Raw genomic sequence first — 25,655 nt, forward strand, 5'->3', positions numbered from 1 at the left:
CCGGCGGAATCCCGTCCGCGGGCTGTGGCCGTAGAACCCCGCCCCGCTCACCGGGACGCGGTTCGCCGCGGAACCCGGCGGGCCCGGCGGCGGGCGTGGCACGCCGGTCGGTCAGAGCTCGGGGAAGGCCCCGGCGCCGTAGCACTCCTCGGGCAGCGGGTCGGGGACGCCGTCGGGGTCGAGGAGGTGGGCGACGACGGCCGAGGCGGTACGGTGCCAGAAGCGGTGCCGGCGCAGCATCGCGTGGTCGCCGTCGCCGACGACGGCCATCCCGGCCCGCGCCGCCGTCCCCCGCGCCCTACGGACGCACTCCGCCGTCTCCGCGGCCGAGGTGACGCGGTCACGGTCCCCGTGCAACGCGACGACATGCCGGCCCGCCGTCTGCGCGACCGGCTCGCCCGCCGGCCACCACGGCGCCAGAGCGAGCACCCCGGACACCCTCGGATGGCCGGCGGCACGCAGGGCGGCCCGGCCGCCCATGGAGTGGCCGAGCAGCACCGTGGGAACGGAACCGGCCAGTTCGGCGAGCTCGTCCAGGGCACGCCGAGTGTCCCGCAGGGCATCGGCACGCTCTCCGTTCCAGCCGCGCAGGCGGTAGCGGACCCCGGCGACCAGAACGTCGTCGTGGGGCAGCGCGGCTGTCAGCGCACGCACGATCGGATCCATCCGCAGCGCGGCCAACTGCCGGGGGCTGGTGGGACGCTCGCTCGTCGCCTGTCCGCCGTGCAGCACCAGGACGGCCGCACTGGGCCGGGCCGGTCGCCGTCGGGGCAGCAGCGCACCGAAGTCGGCTCCCGTCACTGTGGCCTCCCCTCAGCGGTCCGGCGCCGCTTCGGCGGGAGGGGGAAGAAGCCGCTGGTCCGGGCCACGTAGTCGGCGTATCCGGGCCGGCCGGCCATGTGTCGTTCCAGCAGCCGCTTCCCGCTGCCCCGGATCAGCAGCAGACTCATCACCACCGGGGACGCCACGCACACGGCGGCGGCCTCCGGGGAGTCGCAGGCGATCAGGAACAGTCCCCACCACACGCAGAAGTCGCCGAAGTAGTTGGGGTGCCGCGTCCAGGCCCACAGGCCGCGGTCCATGATCCGGCCGCGGCCCTCCGCGCTCGCCCTGAATCGGGCCAGTTGGGCGTCCCCGACCGCCTCGAAGCCGAGGCCGACGGCCCACAGCCCCACACCGGCCCAGGCCAGAGCCGAGGGCCGACCGGGAACGTACTGCGCGGCCTGGACGGGCAGCGACACCAGCCAGACCAGGGCGCCCTGGAGCAGGTAGACCACGCGCAGGGCGTACACGTTCCGGTTGCCGGGGGCCTTCGCGAGCATCGCCTCGTAGCGAGGGTCCTCGCCGTGGCCCCGTCCGCGCCGGGCGATGTGCACGGCCAGCCTCAGCCCCCAGGCCGCCGTGAGCACGGTCACCAGCAGCCGTCGTACGGGATCGCCCTCCTCCTGCGCAGCGGAGGCGGCGAAGCTCACGGCCGCCACCACGGTGAAACCGAGCCCCCAGGCGATGTCCACGATGCGGTGCAGGCCCACGCGGACCGCGAGCACGAAGGTGACGAGCATGACCGTGAGGGCCGCGGCGGCGGACCAGGCGAGGTTGGCCGCGAACGCGCCCCACGGGAATCCGCTCACGGCTTGTCCAGCCCTTCGTACCAGGCAGGCGTGGCCGTGGGCATGCCGCTCACGCCACCAGGCCCCGGCCGCACGCTGAGGACCTGGTCCACGCCCATCCGGCCCTCCTCGAACGCCAGGGCGGCGCCGACCAGGTACAACCGCCACACCCGGGCGGCCTCCTCACCGGCCTGCGCCAGGAACCGCTCCCAGTGTTCCTCAAGAGTGCGGTGCCATGCCTCGATGCTGCGGACGTAGTGCTCGCGCAGCGACTCGGAATGCCGGACCTCCAGTCCCGCCTCCTCCAGCAGGGCGACGGTCTCCCCGAGGGGCCGCATGTGCATGTCCGGGGCGATGTACGCCTCGATGAACGCCCCGCCGCCGGGGGCGTTGCGCCGCCGTGACATCTGCTGCACCAGCACCCTGCCGCCCGGCCGGACCAGCCGGTGCAGGGCGGCGGCGAAGGCCGGGTACTCCGCGTCGCCGACGTGCTCGCCCATCTCGACCGTGGCGACGGCGTCGTACCCGCCACCCTGAATGTCCCGGTAGTCCCGGCAGACCACGTCCACCAGTTCACCCAGACCCCGTTCGCGGACCTGCTCACGGACGTACGCCGCCTGCTCGCGGGCCAGGGTGACGGCGGTGACCTGGACGCCATGCCGTTCGGCCGCGTACAGCGTGAGCGAGCCCCAGCCGCAGCCGATGTCCAGCAGCCGGGACCCGGGGACCAGGGCCAGCTTGCGGCAGATCAGCTCCAGCTTGGCCCGCTGGGCGTCGGCGGGCCCGAAGCCGTCGTCGTCGCTCGCCCAGTAGCCGCACGAGTAGGCCATGGTCTCGTCGAGCAGCAGACGGTAGAAGTCGTTGGACAGGTCGTAGTGGTGGCTGATGGCGGCCCGGTCGCGGGCCTTGCTGTGCAGGCCGCCACGCAGTCGCGCCTGGGAGTCCGGCACGGGCGGACGCGGGCCGACCGCGCCGAGACGTACGACGACGGCGAGCGCACGGGCCCGGTCCGCGGCGGTGAGCCGGGGCGGGCGCAGTCCGCGCTCCCGCTGGGCGGCCCACATCGTCCTCAGCCCGTGCGCGAGGTCGCCGTCGACGTCGAGTTCGCCGGTGATGTACGCCTGGGCCAGGCCGAGTTCGTCAGGCTGAAGTTTGCCCGTAATCTCGGACACTCGATGGTTATGCCGCGAGGGTGTGGTGATGCCGCTGCCTGGTCTCGGCTGGGGTGAGGTAGCCGAAGGTCTTGTGCTTGCGCAGGCGGCGGCGGTTGTAGAAGGTCTCGACGAAGTTGAAGACCTCGGCGCGGGCGGTGGCCCGGTCGGGCCAGATTCTCGTGCCGATTTCCTCTTTGAGTAGGGCCCAGAAACTTTCCGCGGCGGCGTTGTCGAAGCATGATCCGGTGCGTCCGCAGCTCTGCCGCAGCCCCAACTCGCGGATGCGGTCGCGGAATTGGGCCGATGTGTACTCGCTTCCGCGATCACTGTGTATGACGCAGCCGGGTTTCAGATCGGCTCGGCCGTGGGCCATGTTGAGGGCATCCACGACGAGTTCGGCCCGGTGATGGTCGGCCATGGCATAGCCGACAACCTCGCGGGTGGCCAGGTCCAGCCAGCAGGCGAGGTAGAGCCAGCCCTCGGCCGTCGGAAGGAAAGTGATGTCTCCGACCAGCTTCGTGCCGGGGATGTCGGCGTGGAAGTCGCGGCCGATCAGGTCCGGAGCCGGCCTGGCTTTCTTGTCCGGCCGCGTCAGCGACCGGCGACGGCGACGGTGGGCGCCCTGGATGCCGTGCTCACGCATCAGGCGGGCGACGCGCTTGTGGTTCACAGGCCGTCCCAGACGCCGCAGTTCGGCATGGACGCGCGGGACGCCGTAGGTTCCACGGGAGGCGAAGTGGATGACGGTGATCTCGTGGGTCAAGGCCGCGTCGGCGGCCTGGCGGGCGGCGCGGGTCTTCTGCGCGGCGAGCCAGGCGTAGAAAGAGGAGCGGGCCACCTTCAGCAGCCTGCAGAGGAAAGCGACGCCGTGGGCGGTCTTCTCCGCCTCGATGAACGCGTACGTATCGTTCACCGATCGCTCTCTTTCGCGAAGAAGACCGCGGCTTTTCGCAGGACCTCGATCGTCTTTGCCTGCTCGGCGTTCTGCCTGCGCAGCCGCCTGAGCTCCTCGCGCTCCTGCGTGGTGAGTTCGCCAGGGCGGCCCTCGCCCTGGTCGGCCTTGGCCTTGCGGTACCAGCCGCGCAGGGACTCCGAGCTGATGCCGAGTTCCCGGGCGATGGCGGTGACCGTCTTGCCCGAGGAGTCGACGAGCGCGATCGCGTCCCGCTTGAACTCCTCGGTGTACCGCTTCGTGTACTTGTTTCCCACCTGGTGCTACTTCCTCTGGAACCTCAGGTCCCAGTCTCCAGGTGTCCACGATCAAGGGGAAGCTTCAGGCTGCCAGAGCAGGCGGCGCAGCGCGCGCCGGGACCGCAGGACGACCACGGGTGCGTCGGCGGGGCCGCTCTCGCTGCCGTCCCAGGCGCGCAGCCGCAGGGGCAACGGGCCGCCGAGGACGTCCTGGGCGAGGGCACTGAGCAGGAAAGCGGCGCCCGTGGCCTTCGCGGGAACGGTGCTGGTCATCGCGCGGGATTCTCCTTGGTGAACAGGTACTGCTGCACGTCGAGATAGCCGGAGCGGAAGCCGGCCTCGGAGTAGGCGAGGTAGAACGTCCACAGCCTGCGGAAGGTCTCGTCGAAGCCGAGCGCCTCGACGTCGTCGGCGCGCCGGGTGAACCTCTCCCGCCACAGTCGCAGCGTCTCGGCGTAGTGAGCGCCGAACGCGTCACGGCGGGCGAGGCGCAGCCCGGTGTGGTCGCGAACGGTCTCCTCGATCGCCTGCGTGGAGGGGATGAACCCGCCGGGGAAGACGTACTTGTGGATCCAGGTGAAGGTGGAGCGGGTGGCCAGCATCCGCTCGTGCGGCATGGTGATGGCCTGGAGCGCCGCCCGGCCGCCCGGTGCCAGCCGCTCGTCGAGGGTGCGGAAGTACACCGGCCAGAAGTCCGCGCCGACCGCCTCGATCATCTCCACGCTGACGACGGCGTCGTACTGCCCGCGTGCCTCGCGGTAATCGCACAGCTCGATGGAGACACGGTCCTGGAGACCCGCCGCGCGCACCCGCTCCAGGGCCAGGGCCTGCTGTTCCCGGGACAGGGTGAGCGAGGTGACGCGGGCGCCGCGGACGGCGGCGCGCAGGGCGAGTTCGCCCCAGCCGGTGCCGATCTCCAGCAGGCGGGTTCCCTCCACCACGCCGGCCAGGTCGAGAAGGCGGTCGATCTTGCGGTGCTGGGCTGCGGCGAGCAGGTCCCAGGTGGCCGGGAAACCCCGGAAGAGGGCTGAGGAATAGGTGAGGGTGTCGTCGAGGAAGAGCGCGAACAGGTCGTTGGACAGGTCGTAGTGACGGCTGATGTTGGCGCGGGAGCCGTCGGGTGTGTTGCGCTCGTCGTGCGGGTGCCGCGGTGCCCACAGGCCGCGCAGTCGCTGCAAGGGGACCGGGATTAGTTCGGCCGCGTGGGCGGCGAGCACGGTGAGCGCCGCGACCAGATCGGGGGCGTCCCACTCGCCGGCCATGTAGGACTCGCCGAATCCGACCAGGCCGCCGACACCGACTCGCGCGTGGAAGGCGTCCGAATCCCGCACGTCGAGCAGCGGACCTCCGAGGCCCGTGGTGTCGGAACCGGCGAACCTGACCCGCAGCGGCAGTCCCCCGAGCGCCCGCCGCACCAGCAGCGCGGTCCCCGCGCTCCGGAGGGGAGATGCCCGGGGCACGGTGACGATGTCGGGCCAGCGGGCGGGATCGGCCGGGGTGGGGGTGCCGAGCGCTGCGGGGGCCGCGCCCACCGGGGACGGCGGCGCTTCGGAGCCGGTGCGGCCTCGGGGGGCGGGGGTCTTCCCCGGGGCCGCGTTCCCGGAAGCGGTCCGGTCGGCGACGGCGCCCGCCTCGGCGGTGGTCGGGTCAGTGGGAACGGCATGTCCCTCAGTGGTCGTACGGGACGCTGCTGTCGTCATGTCGCTCTCTCCGGGGTGCGGTGATCGGAGCGGGGCTGGACGGGCAGTCCCCGCAGGTACAGGCGGATGCCGTGGAAGCGGATCGCGGCCGACACGGCGAGGGTCGAGAAGGGGTGACGCAGCGCCAGCCGCAGCAGGGCCCGGGCGGTCACCGCGCGGCGGGCACCACGGACGGTCGCGGTGAAGGCCCGGCCGCCCTCGCGGTCCAGGTGCACGGCGAGGTCGAGCCGGTCGTCCGGCAGGGGCAGCCGCATGCGGTAGCCGCCGTCGACGGGGAAGAACGGGGAGACGTAGAACGCCTTGTCCGTGCGGGCCGTGCCGGTGGCGTCCGGTCGCAGGAGATAGCAGTGACGGCCGCCGTACGTGTTGTGCACCTCGGCCACCACGCAGCGCAGCTCGCCGTCGGTGCCGTGGCACCAGTACAGGGTGAGCGGGTTGAACACGTACCCGAAGACGCGCGCGTGGGTCAGCATCACCACCCGGCCACCGCCCAGGTGGACGCCCTGTGCGGCGAGGTAGGCGTCCAGGCCGGCCCGGATCGAGGACTGGTCCCCGCTGAAGTGGTCACGCGGGTCGAACCGGGCCAACAGCCTTAGTGGGAGCGGGAGTCGTGGCGGGCGGTCGGGGTCGAGGAACCACATGTAGGTGCGGTGGCGCAGGGTGTACAGGCGGGGGCCGGTCCGCACGTGCGCGACCGTGCAGGAGTACAGCGCGGGCAGGACGTTCACCAGCGCACCCCCAACGCGGCCGCGGCCTCCACGCCCGACCGGCAGCCGTCCTCGTGAAAGCCCCAGCCGTGGTAGGCACCGGCGAACGCGCAGACGGGGCTTCTCAGTTCGGGCAGACGCCACTGTGCGGCCACCGACTCGGGCGTGTAGACGGGGTGTTCGTAGACCATGCGGGCCAGCACCCGGTCCGGGTCGACACGGTCCTCTCCGCCCAGGGTGACCACGAACCTCTCTGTGGCGTCCAGGCGTTGCAGCCGGTTCATGTCGTAGCTGACCCGTACCCGGTCGGCCCCGGCCTCGCATCCGGGCATCAGGTAGTTCCAGGAGGCGCGGGCGCCGGGGGACCGCGGCAGCAGCCGGGTGTCGGTGTGCAGGAGCGTGGTGTTGCGGGAGTAGCGGAACGCTCCCAGCACCTCCCGCTCCCGCTCGGTCGGGTCGGCGAGCAGGCGCAGCGCCTGGTCCGGGTGGACCGCGATCACCACCGCGTCGTACGACCGCGTGGTGCCGTCGTCGGTCGTGACGTCGGCACCGTCGGCATGGCGGTGCACAGCCCGCACCGGAGTGCCGATGCGGATCTCGCCGATGCGTTTGGCGACACGGTCGACGTAGGCCCGGGAACCGCCGGTGACCGTGCGCCACACGGGCGAGCCACTCACCGACAGCAAACCGTGGTGTTCCAGGAAACGGAACAGGTAGGCGGCCGGGTAGCGCTGGGCGGTACCGGCGTCGCAGGACCACACGGCCGACACCACGGGCGTCACGAAGTGGGTACGGAAGTAGGCGGAGAAGCCCTCCCGGTCCAGGAACTCGCCCAGTGTGAGGGTCCCCTCGTGGCCCTGCGCCAGCAGCCGCCGGGCCGCCCGGTGGAAGGCGGGCACCTCGGCCAGCAGCCGCAGATAGCGGCCGCTCACGAGGTTGCCGCGCTGGGCGAACAGCCCGGACGGGCCGCGGGCACCGGCGTACTCCAGCCCGCAGCCCTCGCACCGCACCGACATGGTCATCTCCGACTCCTGCGTGGTCACGCCGAGTTCGTCGAAGAGCCGCAGCAGATGCGGGTAGGTGCGCCGGTTGTGCACGATGAACCCGGAGTCCACACGGTGCACCCGTCCGTCGTGCGGCGATGTCAGCTCGTGGGTGTGCGCGTGTCCACCGAGCCGGTCGTCGGCCTCGTACAGGACGACGTGCCGGGTCCGGCCCAGCAGGTACGCGGCGGTCAGCCCCGCGACTCCCGACCCGATCACGGCCGTCCGCCGCTCGTGCCGTGACCCGCCTTCCGGGCCGCGCACCGCCTCCGGCTCGGTTTCCATCTCTCTCCTCCCGCCTCCGCGATCTGCGGTCCCCGCGTAATCCGGAGCAGGTCGGGTGGTGGATTGGCCGTTCTCGCAGATCGGCGCCGCGGTATCTCATCGACGCCAAGGAGCCGCTCGACCTCGCGAGGGCACGGCGCACCCGCGCATGCCGGCTCGGCAGCCGGGGGCCGCCAGGTCTGCGCTCAGGGGCGGTCCCCCACATCGAGGTGGGCGGCCGGACCGGCGCGGTGACATCGGCTTTCCCCGACGGCTCGGCGACAGTTGCCGACCTCAAGGCCGGCGCCTGGGGCCGGGCGCCCGCCCCGCCGCGAACCCCACCATGGGACTACCCTGCCGACGTGCCCTCCACCTATCGCGGCGCGGAATGCCAACGGCAGGTGCAGAACTGGTGTCTCGAACAGCTCGATGAGTGGCACCTTCCGCACCAACGCCATGAAATCCCTACGGCCGCCGGGCTCACCAGCATCATCGCCGTGGGCCCTGAACCTGCGCCCGCCGTACCCACTGTGGTACTGGTGCCCGGCACGAACACCAACAACTCCACCTACCGTCACGCCTCCGAGGCGCTGTCGGCCCACTGGCCCATCGTGGTGCTCGACATGCCCGGGCAGCCGGGCCTCAGCGCGGGCGTCCGCCCGCGTCGAAGACGGTCCCTGTGGTACGGCCGGTGGCTCATCGAGACGTTGGAGCAGGTGGTGCCGGGACCGGCCGTGGTCGTCGGGCACTCGCTGGGCGGCGCCATCGCGCTCGCCGCCGACTCCCCACGCATCGTCGGCCGGGTGCTGCTGTCCAGCGCCGGACTGGTGCGGCTGCTGGTCCCGCCGGCCGTGGTGGCCACCACCGTGCCCTGGCTGGTTCGGCCGTCGGCGCCGCGGGCCGCCCGGGTGCTGCGCCGGATGGTGGCACCCGGCGGTCGGGTACCGGACGAGCTGGCGGAGTGGATGGCCCTGGTCGCCCGCTGCTGCCACAGCAGTCTCGCCCCTCCCCCGCTCCCACCACGGCTGCTGTCCGCACGCCGGTCGATGCCGTGCCTGGTGGCCACCGGCCGCCACGACGTCTTCCTGCCGCCACATCGCGTGGCACCGGCCGCACAGCGGCATCTGGGAGCCACCCTGCACGTCCTGGACGCCATCGGACACCTGCTGCTGGACGAGGCACCCGCCAAGGTCGTGGCGCTGGTGGGAGCGTCCTCGCCAGGTGCGCCGGCGAAGGCACGTGAGCCGTGGGCGGGCCGATGGCGGTCGAGTCGTACCCATGGCCCGCGCCCACCCGGTCGGCCGGGCTCGCGGCGACCGAACGCGTCTGCGCAAGGGGTGATACGGCGCCTGGCTCCGGGCGCGGCATGAGCCGGCCGAGACGGCGGCCGCCCACACAGGCTCGCAGCGCGATCGCCCCGCTGGGCTGGCCGTCCTTCTCCAGGCCCCACCGGGTCACACACATGTGATCGACCATCGTATGGGGCACGCCATGACGATCCGGGCCCGGCCCAGCCGCGCGCCCCGGGCCACGGGCAGCCCGCGCCCCTTGCCCGCCTCGTCATGGGGCCGGGAAGGGGGCGACCAACCAGCAGATGTACCGCTCGCACGGCAAGGAAGGCGTGCACTGGAAGAACCTCAACGGCGGCGGTATGGTCCTGCGCTCCGGATGCCGAAGAGTCAGCCTCGCACCGCTGCGCGTGTCATGGGGTGCGCGTGCACCACAGCGCGCTGTCAACACTCGGGAGACGGTCGCGGTTCAAGGGCCGTCGCTACGACGGCGGCTTTCCCTCTCCCTGCGTGGCCCGCAGATCGGCCAGCAGCTCGGCCTGGCCGGCGAGCACCCCGGACAGGATGCTCCGCGCGACCCGCAGCAGCTCCGCGATCTGTGGGCTGGTCAGTGAGTAGTACACGGTCGAGCGCTCCTTGCGGGTCGTGACCAGATTCGCCCGCCGCAGTACGGCCAGTTGCTGGGACAGATGGGCGGGCTCGATGCCCACTTCGGGAAGCATCTCCGCCACAGCGTGCTCGCGCTCGCTCAGCAGCTCCAGCACCCGGATGCGGGCAGGATGACCCAGCGTCTTGAAGAACTCGGCCTTCATCTGGTAGAGCGGCGTACTCATCGTGCCGCCTCCTCCCCGAGCCAACAGCACGGCCCCATCGGCCGGAGCACGGCGCATTGCATCCACCCACTCGTCCAGAACATGCGGTCCATCCTCGCCTGCGGCACCGGCCACACCGAACCCGCGGGCCGGAAGCCAAGCATCCGATTCCAACGCTAATGACCTCATGAATTGCCAATATTAGCAATTCACTGGTTCTCGTGAGGAGGTTCGGGGTGAGGATCACCACGCTGCGCGGCATCGGCGTCACGTGGTTCAAGTGCCCGAGTGCCCGTCTCACGTGCAGCCCCTCCACTGTGGGCTCGGACGGCGCCTGCCCGCGCTGCGGCCATGCCCGCATGCTCCTGCTGTCATTCGGCGAGCATCCCGCTCAGCCGGTCCGGAACATGGACCGGCGTCCGGCACCCACCGGGTCTGATTCGCACGCGAGCACGCGCATCAGGGGGAGCGATGGCTGGCTGGGACGCAATCCGGCAGCGGCATCCGTTTCGAGTGGGGACCTGCGGGCGCAAGCCATCTCGCTCCGGAGGTGACCCGTCCGGTCGCCGTCGATGTGCTGTCGTTCACCACGGAGTGAGCATCGCCGCCCAGGGCCTCCGTATCCTTCCCTTCTGGTGGCCTCCCGCAGCCGCACTGGGAGCGAGCGGACGAGCGCCGCGAAGGCCGCCGCGGCCTATGCCCGGTACTCGGGCACCCTGCTTGCTGTCGACCGGGGTGACGTCACACGCCGCCCCCTGGTCCCTGTCGCCCACGCACCTGCCAGCGGCCCCCTTCGCCGCCCCTTGGAGCTGTCGCCCAACGGCGCGTCCATGGCAGCCGCCGCGCCGCCGGCTGTGCAGCTGGTCGCCGTCTGTCCGCGGAGCATCACCGCGGTCGACGGCCGGCTCGCCTGCCGGGACTACGGCGCCCCGCAGTGCCCCGTCGCCGTGATCGCCGAAGGCGAGGGGTGGCTGGACGGCTGTCTGCGCCCTGTGAACACCGCCCGAGACGTCGTCCCGGGCGGTCGGAACAGCAAGGCACCGGGTCAAGCCTTCTTGACCACGCTGGACTTGAGCTGCATGGCGCCGAAGCCGTCGACCTTGCAGTCGATGTCGTGGCCGTCCACGCCGTCGACGAGGCGGATGTGGCGTACCTTGGTGCCCGCCTTGATCCCGGTCGGGCTGCCCTTGACCTTCAGCGTCTTGACCACCATCACGGTGTCACCGTCGGCAAGCACGTTGCCGACCGCGTCCCGGATCACCTTGCTCCCGGTGCCGACTGCGGATTCCTCGGAGGGCGACCATTCGTGCCCGCACTCGGGGCAGACCAGCAGCGCGCCCGTCTCGTAGGTGTACGCACTGGAGCATGCGGGGCAGGCAGGAAGGTTGTTGTCAGTCATGGCACAGGAGTCTTTCCGTCGGTGAGCCGATGCAGGGAACAGGTGTCAGGTGGGTCGGCCGTCGGTGCGCCACGCCTGCTGCCACTCTTCGAGGGCCGACGAGTGCCGGGCGTGGGCGGCGAGGGCGTCGGCCAGGTCGCAGTGAACGCGGATGTCCGGGCAGTCGCCGGGCGGGACCAGCGAGCCGTCGGCGGGGATGGCGGCCAGTTCCAGGCTACGGCCCGCCCCGGCGAGTCGGCGTGCGGCCTCGGTGATGGCCAGCTGGCCTTCGGCGGACCAGCTGCGCAGCTCGGTCAGGTCGAGGATGACCGATCCGGTGCCGCGGGCGACGACCCAGCCGATCGCACCGGCGAAGCGGTGTACCGCGTCCGGGCCCAGGTATCCGGTAACGGAGAGGATGCCGAGATCCTGCTCGATGGTGTAGCGCCACTCGATGGTCATGGGGTGAACGTCCTTGCGGTGCGGCCCGTCGGATTCGGAAAAGGGCGTGATTCTCAGAGCGGGAGGGTGATCCAGATGCTTTTGCCCCGACCGTCGGCGTCCGCGCGGACGACCGCACTGCCGCCCAGGCCCAGGGTCAGCTCCATCACGGTGGCCAGCCCACCGTTCCCGCCTCCACCGGGCGTGCCGTGCAGCGGGGGTTGGTAGGGGTGCCGGTCGTGGACGGCGAAGGCCAGGCAGTCCCGGCCGGCCGCGTAGATCACGGTCAGCTGTGGGGAGCAGACGGCGGCGTGTCGGACGCTGTTGGTCACCAGCTCACCCAGGATCAGCAAGGCCGGATTCACAGCCGGGTGCCGCAGGCCGATCCCCCAGGCGGCAAGGGCCTGTTCGGCCGTCTCGCGGGCTGTGCGCACGGCGGCCGGCATGGTCGGCATGGTGAGCACATGCCGGTAGGGAAGTGCTTCCAGCTGTGAGGACATCACGCCTCCGCGCGGGCGAGGCGGAAGCCGCTGACCGTCTCGGACTGCAGGCGCAGCAGGGTGTCGTGCGGGCCATGGGCCCAGCCGGGCAGGCTGCGCCGGTAGTGGGCGGCCTCGTCGGGATCGACGATCACCTCGGCGGGGCGGGACACAGTGACCGTCCAGCCGGTGCAGGCCACGGCGCGGATCTCGTCCACCTGGTACGTCGCCGTCGCGGGCAGTGCCGCGGCCGGGACCGTCATACGCACTGCGAGGCGGCCGTACTCCCCCACGTGTCGGTCGGGCCGCACCGCGGCCAGATCACCTCGCACATGTACCGGTCGGCCCAGACTGCTGTCTTCCGGTAGCCGCAGGGTTTCCGCTCCGGAGACCTCGGCCATACGCAAGGCGGCGGGGGACATGCTCATCGGAGGGCTTCCTCGCTGGAGGTTCGGGGCTGCTGGGCGGGGAGGGCGGGCAGGACGCCTGCTGCCGCAAGGTGGTCACGGGCAGCCAGGATCGCCTCGGGAGTGGTGGCGTACTCCCGGTCCTCGTGCCGCAGAAGTTCCAGCGCGCCGACGGAGTTCAGGACCTGGCGCTGGTCGGTGCGGATACCGGAGGCCAGGACGAGGATGCCTCGCCGTGTCAGCTTCTCCACCGCGTCCTTCAGGACGAGGGCACCGGTGGCGTCCATCGTCGACACCCGCGACATGCGCAGGATGACGATTCGTACGTCGGCCACGTCGGTCAGCTCCAGCAGGAAGCGGTGGGCGGCGGCGAAGAACAGCGGCCCGTCGATGCGGTAGGCGACGATGTGCTCGGCCAGCAGGGCGTGCTCCTCGGCACTGTGGTCGCCCCGGTCGAGCGGCACTTGATCGAGGCGGGCCTGCTTGGCCACGGCATGCAGGGCGAGGGCGCCCGCGACGACCAAGCCGATGATCACCGCGTACACGAGGTCCAGGGCGAGGGTCGCGATCGCGGTCAGGGCGAGGATCAGCGCATCGGAGCGGGTGGCCCTGGCCATCGCCCTGAGCGAGCCGACCTCGACCATGCGGATGGCGGTGGCCAGCAGTACACCGGCGAGGGCGGCGAGCGGAATCTTCGACACCAGGGGCGCGGCCGCGAAGACGATCGACGCGAGGATCGCGGCGTGGGTGAGGGCGGCGAGCCGGGAGCCGGCGCCGGTGCGGACGTTGACCGCGGTGCGGGCGATCGCGCCGGTCGCGGGCACGCCGCCGAACAGCGGGGCTGCTATGTTCGCCAGCCCTTGGCCGAACAGCTCGCGATCGGGGTCGTGCTTCTGGCCCACCGTCATGCCGTCCGCCACCGAGGCGGAAAGCAGAGACTCCAGCGCCCCGAGTGCCGCCACGGCCACGGCCGGGGCGAGCAGGGAGCCGAGCGAACCGACATCCAGGAAGCCGAGCGAGGGCGCGGGCAGCCCGGACGGCAGGTCGCCGATCGGCTGTGCCGCATCCAGGCCCGCGACCTGCGTGAGGACCGTGGCCGCGATGACGGCGACGATGGAGAACGGGACGGTTGGCCGCCAGCGGGCGCCGATCAGCATCGCCGCGGCCACCGCAGTCGCGAGTCCGACGGCCGTCCAGTGCGGATGCTTGGCGAATTCCGCGACGGCTCGCCAGGTCATCACCAGTACGCGGTCGCCCTCGGGTTTGGGGACGCCGAGTGCGTTCGGCACCTGCTGGAGTCCGATCACGCAGGCGATACCGAGGGTGAAGCCCTCTACGACGGGTGCGGGCACGTACTGCATGTACTTCCCTGCCCGCAGCGCGGCCAGCGCCACGAGCATGATGCCCGCCATCAGCCCGACGGTCAGCACGCCGGTGGGACCGTACTCGCCGACGATCGGCACGAGCACCACGGTCATGGCCCCGGTGGGCCCGGACACCTGGAGGTTGGACCCGCCGAACACGGCGGCGAGCGCGCCGGCAACCACTGCGGTCGCCAGGCCCGCCTCCGCGCCGAGACCGGAGGAGACACCGAAGCCGAGCGCGAGTGGCAGCGCCACGATCGCCACGGTCAGTCCGGCGAGCAGGTCCCGCCGCGGGGCCCGTCGCACGGCCGCCAGGTCGGCACGAGCGGGGAGGAGTGCTGTGAGCCGGGACTTTGCCCGGTTGATCGCCGAGGTCATCACGCGGGGACCTCGGCTTCGCGCAGCTGGGCGAGCAGCTCGCCTTGCCCGGCGAGCATCTCGGTCAGGATCCGCCGCGCGGCTCTCGTCAGGTCCGCGTCGTCTCCGCTCCCCAGTTCGTAGACGACGGTGGGGCCCTCCCGGGTCGAGGTGACGATCCCGGACCGGCGCAGCTCTGCCGGCTGCTTGGACAGGCCGGACGGCTCCACCGCAATGGCGGCCACCAGGTCCCGCACCGGTCGCGGTCCCTCCTGCAGCAGTTCCGGCACCCGGATCCGTACGGGATGCCCCAGCATCCGGAAGAACTCAGCCTTGGCTTGGTAGAGCGGAACGGTCACAACCCCTCGGCTTCTCCTACGACACCCCGCCTCGGGGCGGTTCCGACTGCGCTGCGCCCGTGGCCACCGATGGAGTGGGCTTAGCCCATCCAGCATCTAATCAATTGCGAAATTTTGCAATTCAGCATCTCATCGCAGCCCGGTCGGCTGTCACACCCTGGGCACACTGTTGATCTGGCGGCAGCGGATCTGTGCGATGCACAGAGGTCTCCATGACCCGCCTACCAGAAGGTGATCGCGGGAACACCGAGTGGGCCCCGAGGGCACTGCAGCCACTGAAGCAGCCCGGCACGGCGCCGACTCCGCCCGGGCGCCCGGATGGTGAGTGAAAATCAGGCTCACCGCTTGCCGCACCGGGCCCTGCCCCATCGACGGCATCTCGACCGGCGCTCCGCCGCTCTGACCACCGAACGGCGTGCCCACAAGGACGCCCTGCGTTCCCGCACCGCCACCCGCCCCCTCTGTAGCGGGTCCCACGTCGCCGGTCGGCCCCCGATCGCCACCAACTCACCCCGGGGATCCCCGCCCACAACGATGGAACCGAAGGGCTCCATCTGTCGGATGTCCACGCCCTCCCGCAGGTCAGAGCCGACCACACGCCCGCGGGCCGAAGCCTTCATCGAGCACACTGCAAATTTTACTCAGAGCAATGATTCAATCGCCCGTCCCCTCCGTACCCCTTGGCGACCCAGCCGCACCCGTTTTCAGGAGATGCCAAGGCCCGCATCAGAAACATAGGAACGATCTTCGTGAGCGGCGGTCTGCTGCTGATCGTCGCCGCGCTCGCCTACCCCGCCATGCTGGGAATCGACAAGACGGCCACGGGCACGGAGCGGATCATCGCCCACACCCAGTACGGCCCCCTGACGGAGGCCGACCGGGACTTCGTCATCAAGGTGCGCTCCGTCGGCCTGTGGGAGTACCCGCTGGGCGAGATGGCCATGGAGCGCGGTACGACAGCGGAGATGAAGGAGGCCGGTGAACATCTGTTCGTCGGGCAAGCTGGCCTCGATGAGATGTGCCCCAGGATCGCTCCAGAGCTGAACATCACGCTCAACAACCAGGCGAGCCCTCAGCAGCAACAATTCGTCGCGAACGTCGACGCTGCCCAGGGCAAGGAGTTCGACTCCACCGCGGTGCACATCATGCGCGTCACGCACGGTCAGATCTTCCCCGCCATCGCCAAGATCCGCGCCAGCACGCGCAACACCTTGGTACGTCAGATGGCCGACCTGGCCAACGACACCTTACTCGACCACATCACCGTGCTGAAGAAGACCGGGCTGGTCAACCACGACCAGGTCAACTACCAGCAGACCAACCCGCCGAAGCTCCCCAGCGAGCAGGTCACACCGCCCGTACCCCAACAGGGAGCCCTCATGGTCGTCCTCACCCCGCGCCCGGACCTGAACGTACAGACCGCCGCCCCGACGGCGGCCCCGACCCCTACCCCTTCGCCGTCGTCAGAGTGAGGAGGTCGGGCACCCACTGCGCCCGTCTCGTTCTCCATCGCCGACAGGACGGGGCCGGGGCCCGGTCGTTACCGACAGGGCCCATCCGGAAGGAGCGCACCACCGCGACCGCACCACCGGTGATCAGGGCATGCGCCAGAGCCGGGGACACCGCTCCGTCGCGTGCGCTCCCCCTCGGGGTCCATGCCACGGGGTGGAACATGGCCTTCGGGGTCGTACACCACTGCACCGCGTCGCCGACCCGGGTCGTCCTGCCGCAGCCCCGCCAGATCCGCGTATTGAGGGGCCCTTCCGGGCCGGTCACCGAGCACAGGTGACGGCCGCTCCGGAGTTTCGCGCCGGGCCCAGCCTCGACCGCGGTGACCACGATGGGCTCCACTCGCCCCCGCGCCTCCAGCACAGCCCGGCTGTGGCCGACGGCGCTTGCGACTCGAGGCACAGCCCGAGCACCGCACCGATCCCGACAAACGCCTGCCCGGCCCGACCAGATGGGCACACAGGATGACGGCGACAGCCAGTCCCGCCTCCCCATCGGCCAGGAACGGCAGACCGACCCACGGGATCTCACACGACCGACCTCACGTGCGACGACAGTCCCACTACCGCCACGCGCGGTCGTCGACGCAGCCTGGGCATCCGCCCCCACCTCGGATCGCCCCGCTCGTCAGGTTCCACCAGGGTCAGCAGCGCGGGCCGCAGACCCGGATCAAGGTCCACGGCCTTCTTCCGGCTACCACCGGGCCTGCGTACCCGGCCCAGAGGGTCCTCGCCGGCCTCCAAACTCGTCCACACCCTTGCGGACCGTTGTCTCGCTGACCTGGGCCGCCCTCGCGACCGCCCGGATACCGCCGTGCCCCAGCATCCGGGCCTCGGCCCCATCACCAGCCGCCGCTTCCTCTCGTCCAGATGCGGGAACAACACGCCGAACTTCACGGCGAGTTGACCACGGACCTCATCAGAGGCGCCCATATCACGACAACGAGCCGCATCACGGGAAGCAACACGTTGATTCTCTGCGAGCCCTAACGGGCTCGTGCACAGTAGGCGGTGACGCGTCGTAGGCCGGGATGTGGCTCGGCGTTTCACATGGCGATGTCACGTTGTTGGCTGTGTGACTGCCGGACGGCGCGTCGGGGCAGGGTGGGTTTGGGAGCTGGACCTGGGCTCAGGCCGCGGTGGCAAGGCCGGCGACGCCGGTGATCAGCTCCCAGATGGCGAAGCGGACGGTCATCTCGGCTCGGTAGTCGTGGGCGGGCATCAGATGGCGGCAGGGGCCGGAAGTGGAGCGAGATACCGCTGAAACGGACAGGAACCGCCGGGCCGCGCCAACGGAGCGGAAGCCCTTCATCGCCCGTTCAGGCTGCCGGGTCGGCTGGGTGGCTGTTCTCGGCCCGGTTGTTCAGGTATTTCGACTGGCGGTGCTCGACGCAGGGCATGACCTCGCGGTGGGCGGCGCTGTAGGAGCGGAGCTTGTCGCTGACGCCCACCCGTGGCACCGCGCCCGTCCTCTTCATCAACCTGCGGAAGAAGCGCCTGGCCGCAGCCCTGTTCCGCCGGTTCTGCGTCAGGGTGTCCAGGACGTTGCCGTTTTGGTCGACGGTCCGCCACAGATAGTGCAACCGCCCGCTGATCTTGATGAAACCTCGTCCAGGTGCCACTTGCCCCCGGGCCGGGGCTGCCTGCGGCGCAGCGCGCCTGAGTAGGCCTGCCCGAACTTGGTGCACCAGCGGCGGATCGTCTCGTAGGAGACGGTCACGCCGCGCTCGAGCATGAGCTCCTCGACCTCGCGGAAGCTGAGCGGGAAGCGGCGGTACAGCCACACACAGTGGGAGATGACCTCGACCGGGTACCGGTGCCCCTTGTACGACAGCGACGCGCTCCCCACGGACGACCTTTCCCAGGCTGACCAACCAGAAGATCATCCCACGGGTCAGCCATCGCGACAGTGCCCTTGTACGAGCCGAAGTCCATCGTCTTCACGAAGCGGCGGTCCGTCACCGACGGACCGTCCTTCGTGCCCGCCGGCACCCAGTAACCGGCTTCTTTCCGGGGCGTGTTGAAGCCGAACGTGCCGATCAGCAGCTCGTCCCGGCCGTCCGCATCCAGATCGCACAGCACCAGATCCCACCCGAACTCGTCCTTGTCGCCGGAGTGCGTCGGCTTGCCACCGAGGCCGATGGAGTACCGGTCGATCCGTTTCGGTGGTGAGGCCGTCGGGGGTGCCCAGCCGAACCGAGACCCGGCCGATGCGCCGGTACTCGCCGAGCGACTCGGTGGCCAGGTCCGCGTAGCCGTCGCCGTTGATGTCCCCGGTGACGGCGCGGGACAGGTGGAGCCTGTGGAGGTCGGTGGTGGAGCGGCCCTGCCCAGGGCCCTGCTTGCTGCCGTGGACGACATGCGTTCCGCCGGTGTTCCCCGTCAGCAGATCCGCGCGCTTGTCGCCGTTGAAATCGACGGCGACAAGCGGCTCCCCGCCGGAGGAGGTGTCCTCAGCCCTGATGCCGGGGACGGGCGCCGCCTCGCTGAGGCCCTTCTCCGTGCCGCGGTAGTACGAGCTGCCGTCGACCTCCGGCATGTCGTCGTCTTCGAAGCGGGCGTCCTCCTCGTCGTACTGCGCCTTCGTCACGAGATCGTCATGGCCGTCGCCGTCGAAATCGCCGATCGCGGTGTATACCACGGGCACCCAGCCCTCGTGGCTGACATCGATCCGGGTGGTGGTGCGGGGTGTCGCGTGGGAGCGGTTGAACGGGCCGTGCAGGACGGTGGCGTACTGCCGCTTGCCCTGGTGGCCGTGGTCGCTCACTGCCTCGTCGAGGGTGAGGAGGTCGAGCGCGCCGTCCCCGTCGACATCTCCGGTTCCGATGGGCCTCGCGATGCTACGGGAAAGCACGGTGGCACCGGCGGCGTCGTCGGAGCCGCCCCAGACGATGCGCCGATTCGTGGTGTATGTTCCGTTGGGGCTGCTCAACACGTTGTCGACGACGACATCGACATGGCCGTCGTCGTCCAGGTCTCCGGTGAACTGGGCCGACCGGTCCTGATAGGCGGGGGCGGAGGTCAGCCGGGGATCAGGCTTCGCCCAGCGGTGCGCGAGCCGTACGGCCTTCGCCGGGTCGAGGCCGGAGGGCGAGGCGAGGGCGACGAAGCGGTTGTTGCACCACTTGCCGCCGCTCTTCGGATGCTTGTACCGGCCGTTGACGAGGGCGTCGTCCTTGCCGTCACCGTTGAAGTCGCGGCGGTTGACATCGCCCTGGTCCTGCCAGGCGGGGGCGGGCCCGCCTGGCGTCTCCTCGGACGAGCAGGCCGCGCCGACGGTAGCCGCGCAGAGGACGGCTGCGAGGCGAAGATACGGACGGTGCATGCCGCCAGTGTGCGCACCCGGGTGTCACACGGCGGTAGAGGCCAGATCCCGATGCGGAGCTGCAGGCCAGGCGATCGCCTGCCGCGCAGCACCTGGACCGAGCGGCTCCATGAAGCCGCCACGGCGGAAGCCGCGCTCCGCGACACACTGCTCCCCGCCGCCACACCCCCGCCCGCCCCGGTGGGCGATCGCGTCTACGCGTAGACGTAGAAGTCGAACCCGGTGCAGACCTCCTCGGAGCCCTTCACCAGGCACGCGTTGAGCATCATCCGTTGCCCCTCGGTGATGTTGCCGGTCTGCCACGGGGTCGTGTAGGGGGACGCGTGGCCCGCCGTCGAAGCCACGCGGTAGACCTGGCCGTTCATGACGGTCCCCTCGACGCCCCACCCGTCGGCCCCGCCGTCATGCGCCCGGAGTGCGTCTCCGGGGGTGCCGAAGCTGTCCGGGTCCGAGTTCCAGTTCACATATCCGGCGTAGTTGCCGTCGGCGTAGAGGTAGACGATGACCGAATCGTTGTCCTGATACCAGCTCGTCGTGTAGGTGAGCCGGGGCGCTGCCGCGGCGGTGCCCGCGCCGGCGCCGAAGGAGACGCCGACCGTCACGGCGGTCGCCGCCAGCAGGGTGACGATCCGGTTTTTCATCTTGGCCATCAGGAGCTCCTCGCAGCCGAAACGATCAGGTGGGAGAGAGACTGCCGGATGGCCTCGCGGGTGTCGTTGGCGCTCGGTCCACAGTTTGATTGTCTGAGCGTCCACACAGCCGTGCCGGGACCGGCTGGCCGTCGCGGTCTGCGGCCCATCAGGGCCGACGGGGGGCTTGGGGCTTGCCGGTAATCAACACGTCGGTTTGATCTTGGTCTTATCGGGGTCGAGGAATCTGGCGATGTCTTCCGGTGTGCGGAAACGGGCTGTTGAGGCGGAGAGACAGACGCCGTCGGCTTCCAGGAGCGGGCGGACTTCTTTCACTGCACGGCTGATGGTCATGGCGGTAGTGTTGAAAAGCTGGCCGAGAAGCTCCTGAAGAGAGTGTTTCCGCAGGTGGAGGACGGTGACCAGGATCTGCTCGGCGGGGGTGAGCGTGGGTTTGCGGCCGGTGCCCCGGGCGAGGCGGCGTGGTCCGCCGCGGGCTGCGTGGCGGACCTGCTCGCGGCGCTCTTCCAACCTGGGGATCAAGGTGTAGGTCAGGTCGCTGAGCTGCTTGCGGGACATGCCGGTCAGCTCGGGGCACTGTAGGTCGTGGAGCGTGAGGGGGCGAGAGCTCTCGGCTGGCCATCCGCGTTGCCGGGGAAGGACTGGGCCTGGTTGGTGATCTGCGGGGTGAAAGGTGTAGTTCCAGTCTCCGTGGAAGCGGTGGCGTGTGATCGGCAAGGCGGCGATGGCTTGGTCGCTGACCCGGATGCCGGTGGGGTACTCACCGCTGTCGAGTTCGGCATGCACGGTCAGACCGGTGCGACTGGTCGTCGCGGCTATGGCCCGAAGCATGACTTCATGGCTGGTCAGGGGCCTGCCACGCCGGTTCATGGAGATGCGGGAGAACAGCCGGTGTTCGATCTTGTTCCACTTCGACGTGCCCGGCCAATGCCGTTGTTTGAGGGTTCATTCAGTTCCGTGACGGGTTGGCAGTCGGGCCGTCGTGCTGGGTATGCATCCATGGGCGGGGATATCGGAGCGAGTGCGGCTGGGAGTGGTCACGAGGTGGGTGACGTCGGAGCTGGTGGACGAGGTCCTGGCGGAGTGTCGTAAACGCGACCGTAGGCCGGGTGCGCTGCCCGCCCGCTTCATGGTCTATTCCTCACTTGCCCTGGCGCTGTTCCACCAGGACTCCTACGACGATGTGGCGGAGCATCTGGTCGGCGGTGTCCCGGAGTTGAGCGAGCACATCCCGAACAGGGCATCGTTCACCCGGGCTCGAGAACGGTTGGGTCCTGATGTGCTGCGGATGTTGTTCCACCGCCTGGCCGGACCGGTGGCTCCCGCGGAGCTGGCGGGGTCCTTCTACCGGGGGATGCGTCTCGCAGCGGTGGACGGGTTCCTGCTGGACGTACCGGACAACGAAGCCAACCGCCGCGCTTTTGGCGGGCCGAAGGGATGGTGTGGCAAACCCGGAGGGTTCCCCCAGATCCGGGTCGTGACGCTGACCGAGACCGGCACCCATACGGCCATCGACGCGCGGGTGGGCGGGTTCAATGGTGGCGAGCGCGACCTGGACGACGCGATGGCCGCCTCGGCCGCCGGAATGCTCGTCATCATGGACCGTGGCTTTCCCGGCGTGGAGTTGTGGAAGGCATATACCGGTGCCGATGCGCACCTGCTGTTGCGGGCGCGGTCCTGCGTCGCTCGCCGGCCGGTGCGGCGTCTGCCCGACGGCACCTATCTGGCCAGGATGAATCTTGCCGGGCAGAAGGGGGCACATCCGGGCGGTGTGCTGGTTCGCGTGATCGAGTACCAGGTGGACGGCGGCGAGGTGATCCGGCTGCTGACTGACCTGTTCGACACGGTCGCCTATCCTGCCGCCGAGTTAGCGCACCTCTATCACGAAAGGTGGGAGGTGGAGGCTTCGTACCGGCAGATCGGGCCTTCCCCCGTGAAGGTGGGCACGCGGTTATTGATCACGCGGCGAGCGTGAGTTTAGCGGTGTGGTGTCGGTGTTCGTATTCGTTGGGGCTGAGGTGGCCGTTGGCGGAGTGCCGGCGGCGGGTGTTGTAGCGGGTCAGCCAGGCGAAGACGGTCCTGCGGCAGGTGTCGGCGTCGCCGTAGTCGTGGGCACCCCGGAGGGTCTCGCGTTTGAGGGACGCGTGGAAGCTTTCGCAGGCCGCGTTGTCGGCGCTGGTGCCGATGGCACCCATCGACCGGGTGACCCCGAGTTGGTCGCAGAGGCCGGCGAAGGCCCGGGAGCCGTACTGGGCGGATTCAACCGGTCGTCGCAACACCCCCAAATACGGAGGTGTGATGGGCAGGCCGGCAGGGTGGATGAAGGCGCTGACAGGCAGGTCGCCGATGAAGTCGCCGGGGGCGCCGTCGTTGAGGCGGGAGATCGAGCGCGAGTTCTGGCGTGAGATCGCCAAGGGGCTCCTGAGCGAGGAGGCCGCTGCTGTGGTCGGTGTGTCCTCGGCAGCCGGCACCCGGTGGTTCCGGCAGCGTGGGGGCATGCCGTCGTTTGATCTTGCTCCGCTCGCGGGGCGGTACCTGTCGTTTCATGAGCGTGAAGAAATAGCCCTGCTGCGAGCACAAGGAGCCGGAGTCCGTGAGATCGGGCGCCGGTTGGGCCGTGCTCCCTCGACGATCTCCCGCGAGCTTCGTCGCAACGCGGCGACCCGCGGGGGCAAGCTGGACTACCGGGCCTCGGTCGCGCAGTGGAAAGCGGACCTGCTGGCGCTGCGTCCGAAGGAAGCGAAGCTCGTCACGCATCAACGGCTGCGCAAGTACGTGCAGGAGAGGTTGTCCGGGCAGGTCCGCCGCCCGGACGGGACCCTGGCGCAGGGACCGGAGACGGAGCGTTGGAAGGGCCGCAACAAACCCCATCGTCAGGACCGCAAGTGGATGCTGGCCTGGAGCCCGGAGCAGATCTCTCACCGACTGAAGGTCGACTTCCCCGAGGACGAGTCGATGCGAATCTCGCACGAAGCGATCTACCAGGCTCTCTACGTCGAGAGCCGCGGCGCGCTCAAACGCGAGCTGGTCGCATGCCTGCGCACCGGGCGAGCCCTGCGTGTCCCGCGAGCCCGCAGCCGACGCAAAGCCTGGGCCCACGTCTCGCCCGAGGTGATGATCAGCGAGCGTCCGGCCGAGGCCGAAGACCGTGCCGTCCCCGGGCACTGGGAGGGGGACCTGATCATCGGGCTGCAGCGGTCGGCGATCGGCACGCTGGTCGAGCGGACCACCCGGTTCACCATGTTGGTCCACCTGCCTCGCGAGGAGGGCTACGGCACCATCCCGCGAACCAAGAACGGACCTGCCCTGGCCGGCTATGGCGCGCAGTCGATGAACAAGGCACTCACGCCGGTGATCACCACGCTTCCCGAGCAACTCCGGCGGTCGCTGACCTGGGACCGTGGCAAGGAGCTGTCCCAGCACGCCCAGTTCAGGCTAGACACAGGCGTCGCGGTTTACTTCGCGGACCCGCACAGCCCCTGGCAGTGAGGGACGAACGAGAACACCAACGGGCTGCTCCGCCAGTACTTTCCCAAGGGCACTGACCTGGCCAGGTGGTCACCCGAGGAGCTCCAGGCCGTGGCACACACCCTCAACAGCAGGCCCCGGAAAACGCTCGGTTGGAAGACGCCTGCTGAAGCCTTGAACGAGCACCTACTATCGATACAAGAAGCCGGTGTTGCGACGACCGGTTGAATCCGCCTTGTACTCGCCGATCAGCTCCTTCTTCTTGGTGTCCACGCTGATCACCGGGTCCCCGGCGTCCCGGTGAAGAACAAGCGCCGCGCATGCGAGCAAACCGTCGGAGAACATGGCAAACCAGACCTCGCGGTCCTGACGTCCATGCCCGGCATCGGCGTCAGGACCGGCGCCCGCATCCTCATCGACGTTGGCGACGGCACCTCGTTCCCGTCCGCCGCCCATCTCACCACCTACGCAGGCCCCGCCCCGGCGACCCGATGCTCCGGGTCGTCCATCCGTGGCGAGCAGCCTTCACGGAGAGGAAACAAGCAGCTCAAGCGAGCCTTCTCCCTCTCCGCGTTCACCGCACTGGCCGACCCGGCCTCCCGCACCTCCTACGACAAGAAGATCACCCAGGGCAAGCACCACACCCAGGCCATCCTCTGACTCGCCCGACGCCGAGCCGACGTGCTCTTCGCAATGCTCCGCGACGGCGCCTTCTGCCAACCACCAACCCGAGCACCCCTTGACCAAAGTCATAAGGGCCCTCGAACCACCGGGCACCGTCTGCCCCTCGTCGTGTGGACAGGACACGGCCCACTCCGCCCCGCCCGCCCGACGGCACCCGCGCTCCCGGCCCCCGCGGACCGCCCCCGGCCCGGCGCTACAGGCCGCGCGCGGGCAGGCCGCACGTCTGCAACACCTTCTCGTCGTAGCCGATGCCTGCGACCTGGGGCGGCCGGACCAGACCGTCCGGGCCCACCGCGGGTTCCCGCCGCACGGGGTCGGTGTCGATCAGCGACTCGTAGTACGTGTTGTTCGCGATGGCCACACCGAGATGAGCGCTGATCGGGCCCGGGCTGTGGACCTCGGCCCGCAGATGGAAGGCCTCGGCGAGGTGGGCGGTACGCAGGGCGCCCGTGATGCCGCCGCGCAGGTGCCAGCTGGTGCGGACCATGGTGGCACAGCCCGACGCGATGAAGTCCGCGGTGTTCATGTGCGCACCGTCCGAGCACTCGCCGACCAGCAGCGGGGTGCGCACCCGCTCGCCGAGCCACTTGTGCGCGGTGACGTTGAACTCGCGCATCGGCTCCTCGTACCAGAGGTACCCGGCGTCGTCGAGGGCGCGGCCGAGGTAGACGGCGTCGGCGAGGTCGAAGCCGGCCGAGCCGTCGTACATCAGCGGGACGTCGTCGCCGACGTGTTCACGCAGGGCGGTCACCAGTCGGGCATCTCGGCGCGCATCGCCCCAGGCGTGCAGCTTGATGGCCGGATAGCCGAGTTCGAGGCACTGGTCGGCCACGTGCAGGTACTGCTCGACGCTGTCGAACGTGACAGTGGAGGCATAGGCGGGCACGGCATCGCGGAAGCCGCCCAGCAGCCGGTACAGGGGCAGTCCGGCGGCCTGGGCGGCGATGTCCCACAGGGCGATGTCGACGGCGCCGAGCACGTAGATGGGCATCTCCTCGATCCGGTCGAGTTCCCACACCCGGTGCCACAGGAACTCCCGCATCAAGGCATCGGCACCGAGCAGTTCCTCGCGCAGCCGGCGGTTCACGATGTCGGCCAGGATCGCACCGCGGGCGACCGGCGCGATGCCGCTGATGCCTTCGTCGGTGCCGATCACGAGGTAGCCGGTGGTGTTGACGCGCTCCGAGCCGGGCAGGCCGTCTCGCCATCTGAACTGGGGTCCGACGTCCTTCGGGTCTGCGAGGTGGACATCGATGCTGGTGATACGCACGGTGCGGGTCCTTTCGGCGAGGCGGGTGAGGTGACTCCAGATCCGGATTTCAAATCTCAGATCTCAAATCTCTTGTCGGACGGTAGATGTCGTGCTTCCCTTGCGTCAATCCCCCCAAGGACACGGCCTCTCCTCCGCCGCGTCCCGGCCGCGAGACGTCGTCTCGGGCCTCGGGCCGACACACCCCCACCAGAG

24 protein-coding genes and 6 pseudogenes are annotated in these 25,655 nt (G+C 70.0%); 5 read left to right on the forward strand and 25 right to left on the reverse strand.

Going from position 1 to position 25,655, the window contains the following annotated elements:
• Positions 1–111: 111 nt before the first annotated feature.
• The 9 genes and pseudogenes from PYR72_RS03395 to PYR72_RS03435 all read right to left on the reverse strand — a co-directional run bounded on the left by PYR72_RS03395 (position 112) and on the right by PYR72_RS03435 (position 7,690).
• A complete protein-coding gene (locus tag PYR72_RS03395; RefSeq protein WP_275453794.1) occupies positions 112–801 on the reverse strand; it encodes an alpha/beta fold hydrolase in 690 nt (229 codons plus the stop codon).
• Positions 798–1,631, reverse strand: a complete 834-nt coding sequence (locus PYR72_RS03400; RefSeq protein WP_275453795.1) for a DUF1295 domain-containing protein — start codon at positions 1,629–1,631, stop codon at positions 798–800. Before PYR72_RS03400 ends, PYR72_RS03395 begins: the two co-directional genes overlap by 4 nt.
• A complete protein-coding gene (locus tag PYR72_RS03405; RefSeq protein WP_275453796.1) occupies positions 1,628–2,782 on the reverse strand; it encodes a cyclopropane-fatty-acyl-phospholipid synthase family protein in 1,155 nt (384 codons plus the stop codon). The genes PYR72_RS03400 and PYR72_RS03405 overlap by 4 nt, the downstream gene beginning before the upstream one ends.
• A 7-nt stretch (positions 2,783–2,789) precedes the next feature.
• The gene (locus tag PYR72_RS03410; RefSeq protein ID WP_275453797.1) at positions 2,790–3,677 is read right to left on the reverse strand and encodes an IS3 family transposase; all 888 of its coding nucleotides are present in this window, start codon (positions 3,675–3,677) and stop codon (positions 2,790–2,792) included.
• On the reverse strand, positions 3,674–3,973 hold the full coding sequence (locus PYR72_RS03415; protein ID WP_275453798.1) for a transposase: 300 nt from the start codon (positions 3,971–3,973) through the stop codon (positions 3,674–3,676). Before PYR72_RS03415 ends, PYR72_RS03410 begins: the two co-directional genes overlap by 4 nt.
• Positions 3,974–4,039: 66 nt before the next feature.
• Positions 4,040–4,228: pseudogene (locus tag PYR72_RS03420) on the reverse strand (SAM-dependent methyltransferase); the annotation flags it as partial.
• Positions 4,225–5,655, reverse strand: coding sequence for a class I SAM-dependent methyltransferase (locus PYR72_RS03425; protein WP_275453799.1), 1,431 nt, complete (start codon positions 5,653–5,655; stop codon positions 4,225–4,227). The gene PYR72_RS03425 and the pseudogene PYR72_RS03420, both read right to left, overlap by 4 nt.
• Positions 5,652–6,383 (reverse strand): DUF1365 domain-containing protein, encoded by a 732-nt coding sequence (locus tag PYR72_RS03430; protein WP_275453800.1) that lies wholly within the window; start codon positions 6,381–6,383, stop codon positions 5,652–5,654. The genes PYR72_RS03425 and PYR72_RS03430 overlap by 4 nt, the downstream gene beginning before the upstream one ends.
• Positions 6,380–7,690 (reverse strand): FAD-dependent oxidoreductase, encoded by a 1,311-nt coding sequence (locus PYR72_RS03435; RefSeq protein WP_275453801.1) that lies wholly within the window; start codon positions 7,688–7,690, stop codon positions 6,380–6,382. The genes PYR72_RS03430 and PYR72_RS03435 overlap by 4 nt, the downstream gene beginning before the upstream one ends.
• Positions 7,691–8,031: 341 nt before the next feature.
• Between PYR72_RS03435 and PYR72_RS03440 the strand changes: the two genes are divergently transcribed.
• Positions 8,032–9,039, forward strand: coding sequence for an alpha/beta fold hydrolase (locus PYR72_RS03440; protein WP_275453802.1), 1,008 nt, complete (start codon positions 8,032–8,034; stop codon positions 9,037–9,039).
• A 401-nt stretch (positions 9,040–9,440) separates the two neighbouring features.
• Here the strand turns inward: PYR72_RS03440 and PYR72_RS03445 are convergent, their stop codons facing one another.
• The 7 genes from PYR72_RS03445 to PYR72_RS03475 all read right to left on the reverse strand — a co-directional run bounded on the left by PYR72_RS03445 (position 9,441) and on the right by PYR72_RS03475 (position 14,555).
• Positions 9,441–9,791, reverse strand: a complete 351-nt coding sequence (locus PYR72_RS03445; protein ID WP_275453803.1) for a metalloregulator ArsR/SmtB family transcription factor — start codon at positions 9,789–9,791, stop codon at positions 9,441–9,443.
• Between the two features lie 1,024 nt (positions 9,792–10,815).
• Positions 10,816–11,169: a zinc ribbon domain-containing protein YjdM gene (locus PYR72_RS03450; RefSeq protein WP_275453804.1), complete on the reverse strand. Its 354-nt coding sequence runs from the start codon at positions 11,167–11,169 to the stop codon at positions 10,816–10,818.
• Between the two features lie 45 nt (positions 11,170–11,214).
• Entirely contained in the window at positions 11,215–11,610 is a 396-nt protein-coding gene (locus PYR72_RS03455) for an anti-sigma factor antagonist (RefSeq protein WP_275453805.1), read from the reverse strand.
• A 53-nt stretch (positions 11,611–11,663) separates the two neighbouring features.
• Positions 11,664–12,089 carry an ATP-binding protein gene (locus PYR72_RS03460; RefSeq protein ID WP_275453806.1) on the reverse strand — a complete coding sequence of 142 codons (426 nt, stop codon included), beginning with the start codon at positions 12,087–12,089 and terminating at the stop codon, positions 11,664–11,666.
• On the reverse strand, positions 12,089–12,331 hold the full coding sequence (locus PYR72_RS42910) for a hypothetical protein (protein WP_343245509.1): 243 nt from the start codon (positions 12,329–12,331) through the stop codon (positions 12,089–12,091). The genes PYR72_RS03460 and PYR72_RS42910 overlap by 1 nt, the downstream gene beginning before the upstream one ends.
• 161 nt (positions 12,332–12,492) lie before the next feature.
• On the reverse strand, positions 12,493–14,217 hold the full coding sequence (locus PYR72_RS03470; protein ID WP_275453808.1) for a SulP family inorganic anion transporter: 1,725 nt from the start codon (positions 14,215–14,217) through the stop codon (positions 12,493–12,495).
• Positions 14,217–14,555, reverse strand: coding sequence for a metalloregulator ArsR/SmtB family transcription factor (locus PYR72_RS03475; RefSeq protein WP_275453809.1), 339 nt, complete (start codon positions 14,553–14,555; stop codon positions 14,217–14,219). The genes PYR72_RS03470 and PYR72_RS03475 overlap by 1 nt, the downstream gene beginning before the upstream one ends.
• A 749-nt stretch (positions 14,556–15,304) precedes the next feature.
• On the opposite strand from PYR72_RS03475, the gene PYR72_RS03480 reads away from it, so the two are divergent.
• Entirely contained in the window at positions 15,305–16,027 is a 723-nt protein-coding gene (locus PYR72_RS03480) for a DUF4142 domain-containing protein (protein WP_275453810.1), read from the forward strand.
• Positions 16,028–16,675: 648 nt separating this feature from the next.
• Here the strand turns inward: PYR72_RS03480 and PYR72_RS03485 are convergent.
• The 6 genes and pseudogenes from PYR72_RS03485 to PYR72_RS03510 form a co-directional block, all read right to left on the reverse strand.
• Positions 16,676–16,996, reverse strand: a pseudogene (locus PYR72_RS03485) (ISAzo13 family transposase); the annotation flags it as partial.
• A 196-nt stretch (positions 16,997–17,192) separates the two neighbouring features.
• A pseudogene (locus PYR72_RS03490) lies at positions 17,193–17,912 on the reverse strand (IS6 family transposase).
• Between the two features lie 45 nt (positions 17,913–17,957).
• Positions 17,958–19,388 (reverse strand): VCBS repeat-containing protein, encoded by a 1,431-nt coding sequence (locus PYR72_RS03495; protein ID WP_275453811.1) that lies wholly within the window; start codon positions 19,386–19,388, stop codon positions 17,958–17,960.
• A gap of 194 nt (positions 19,389–19,582) precedes the next feature.
• Entirely contained in the window at positions 19,583–20,038 is a 456-nt protein-coding gene (locus tag PYR72_RS03500; RefSeq protein ID WP_275453812.1) for a hypothetical protein, read from the reverse strand.
• 183 nt (positions 20,039–20,221) lie between these two features.
• Entirely contained in the window at positions 20,222–20,596 is a 375-nt protein-coding gene (locus tag PYR72_RS03505; RefSeq protein ID WP_275453813.1) for a transposase family protein, read from the reverse strand.
• Between the two features lie 102 nt (positions 20,597–20,698).
• Positions 20,699–20,962: pseudogene (locus PYR72_RS03510) on the reverse strand (ISAzo13 family transposase); the annotation flags it as partial.
• A gap of 67 nt (positions 20,963–21,029) precedes the next feature.
• Here PYR72_RS03510 and PYR72_RS03515 point away from each other — a divergent pair.
• Positions 21,030–22,013, forward strand: coding sequence for an IS4 family transposase (locus PYR72_RS03515; protein WP_275460324.1), 984 nt, complete (start codon positions 21,030–21,032; stop codon positions 22,011–22,013).
• Here the strand turns inward: PYR72_RS03515 and PYR72_RS03520 are convergent.
• Entirely contained in the window at positions 21,997–22,452 is a 456-nt protein-coding gene (locus tag PYR72_RS03520) for an integrase core domain-containing protein (protein ID WP_275453814.1), read from the reverse strand. The two genes, PYR72_RS03515 and PYR72_RS03520, sit on opposite strands and share 17 nt — an antisense overlap.
• Between PYR72_RS03520 and PYR72_RS03525 the strand changes: the two are divergent.
• Positions 22,358–23,734 (forward strand): annotated as a pseudogene (locus PYR72_RS03525) (IS30 family transposase). The gene PYR72_RS03520 and the pseudogene PYR72_RS03525 sit on opposite strands and share 95 nt — an antisense overlap.
• On the opposite strand, the gene PYR72_RS03530 reads toward PYR72_RS03525, so the two are convergent.
• A complete protein-coding gene (locus PYR72_RS03530) occupies positions 23,696–23,851 on the reverse strand; it encodes a hypothetical protein (protein ID WP_275460676.1) in 156 nt (51 codons plus the stop codon). The pseudogene PYR72_RS03525 and the gene PYR72_RS03530 sit on opposite strands and share 39 nt — an antisense overlap.
• An 18-nt stretch (positions 23,852–23,869) precedes the next feature.
• Here PYR72_RS03530 and PYR72_RS03535 point away from each other — a divergent pair.
• Positions 23,870–24,163, forward strand: a pseudogene (locus PYR72_RS03535) (IS110 family transposase); the annotation flags it as partial.
• Positions 24,164–24,383: 220 nt separating this feature from the next.
• Here the strand turns inward: PYR72_RS03535 and PYR72_RS03540 are convergent.
• Complete coding sequence (locus tag PYR72_RS03540; RefSeq protein WP_275453815.1) at positions 24,384–25,460, reverse strand: enolase C-terminal domain-like protein; 1,077 nt, start codon at positions 25,458–25,460, stop codon at positions 24,384–24,386.
• Positions 25,461–25,655: the final 195 nt, after the last annotated feature.

The sequence above is a fragment of the Streptomyces sp. VNUA24 genome (assembly GCF_029167005.1).
Classification (GTDB): domain Bacteria; phylum Actinomycetota; class Actinomycetes; order Streptomycetales; family Streptomycetaceae; genus Streptomyces; species Streptomyces scabiei.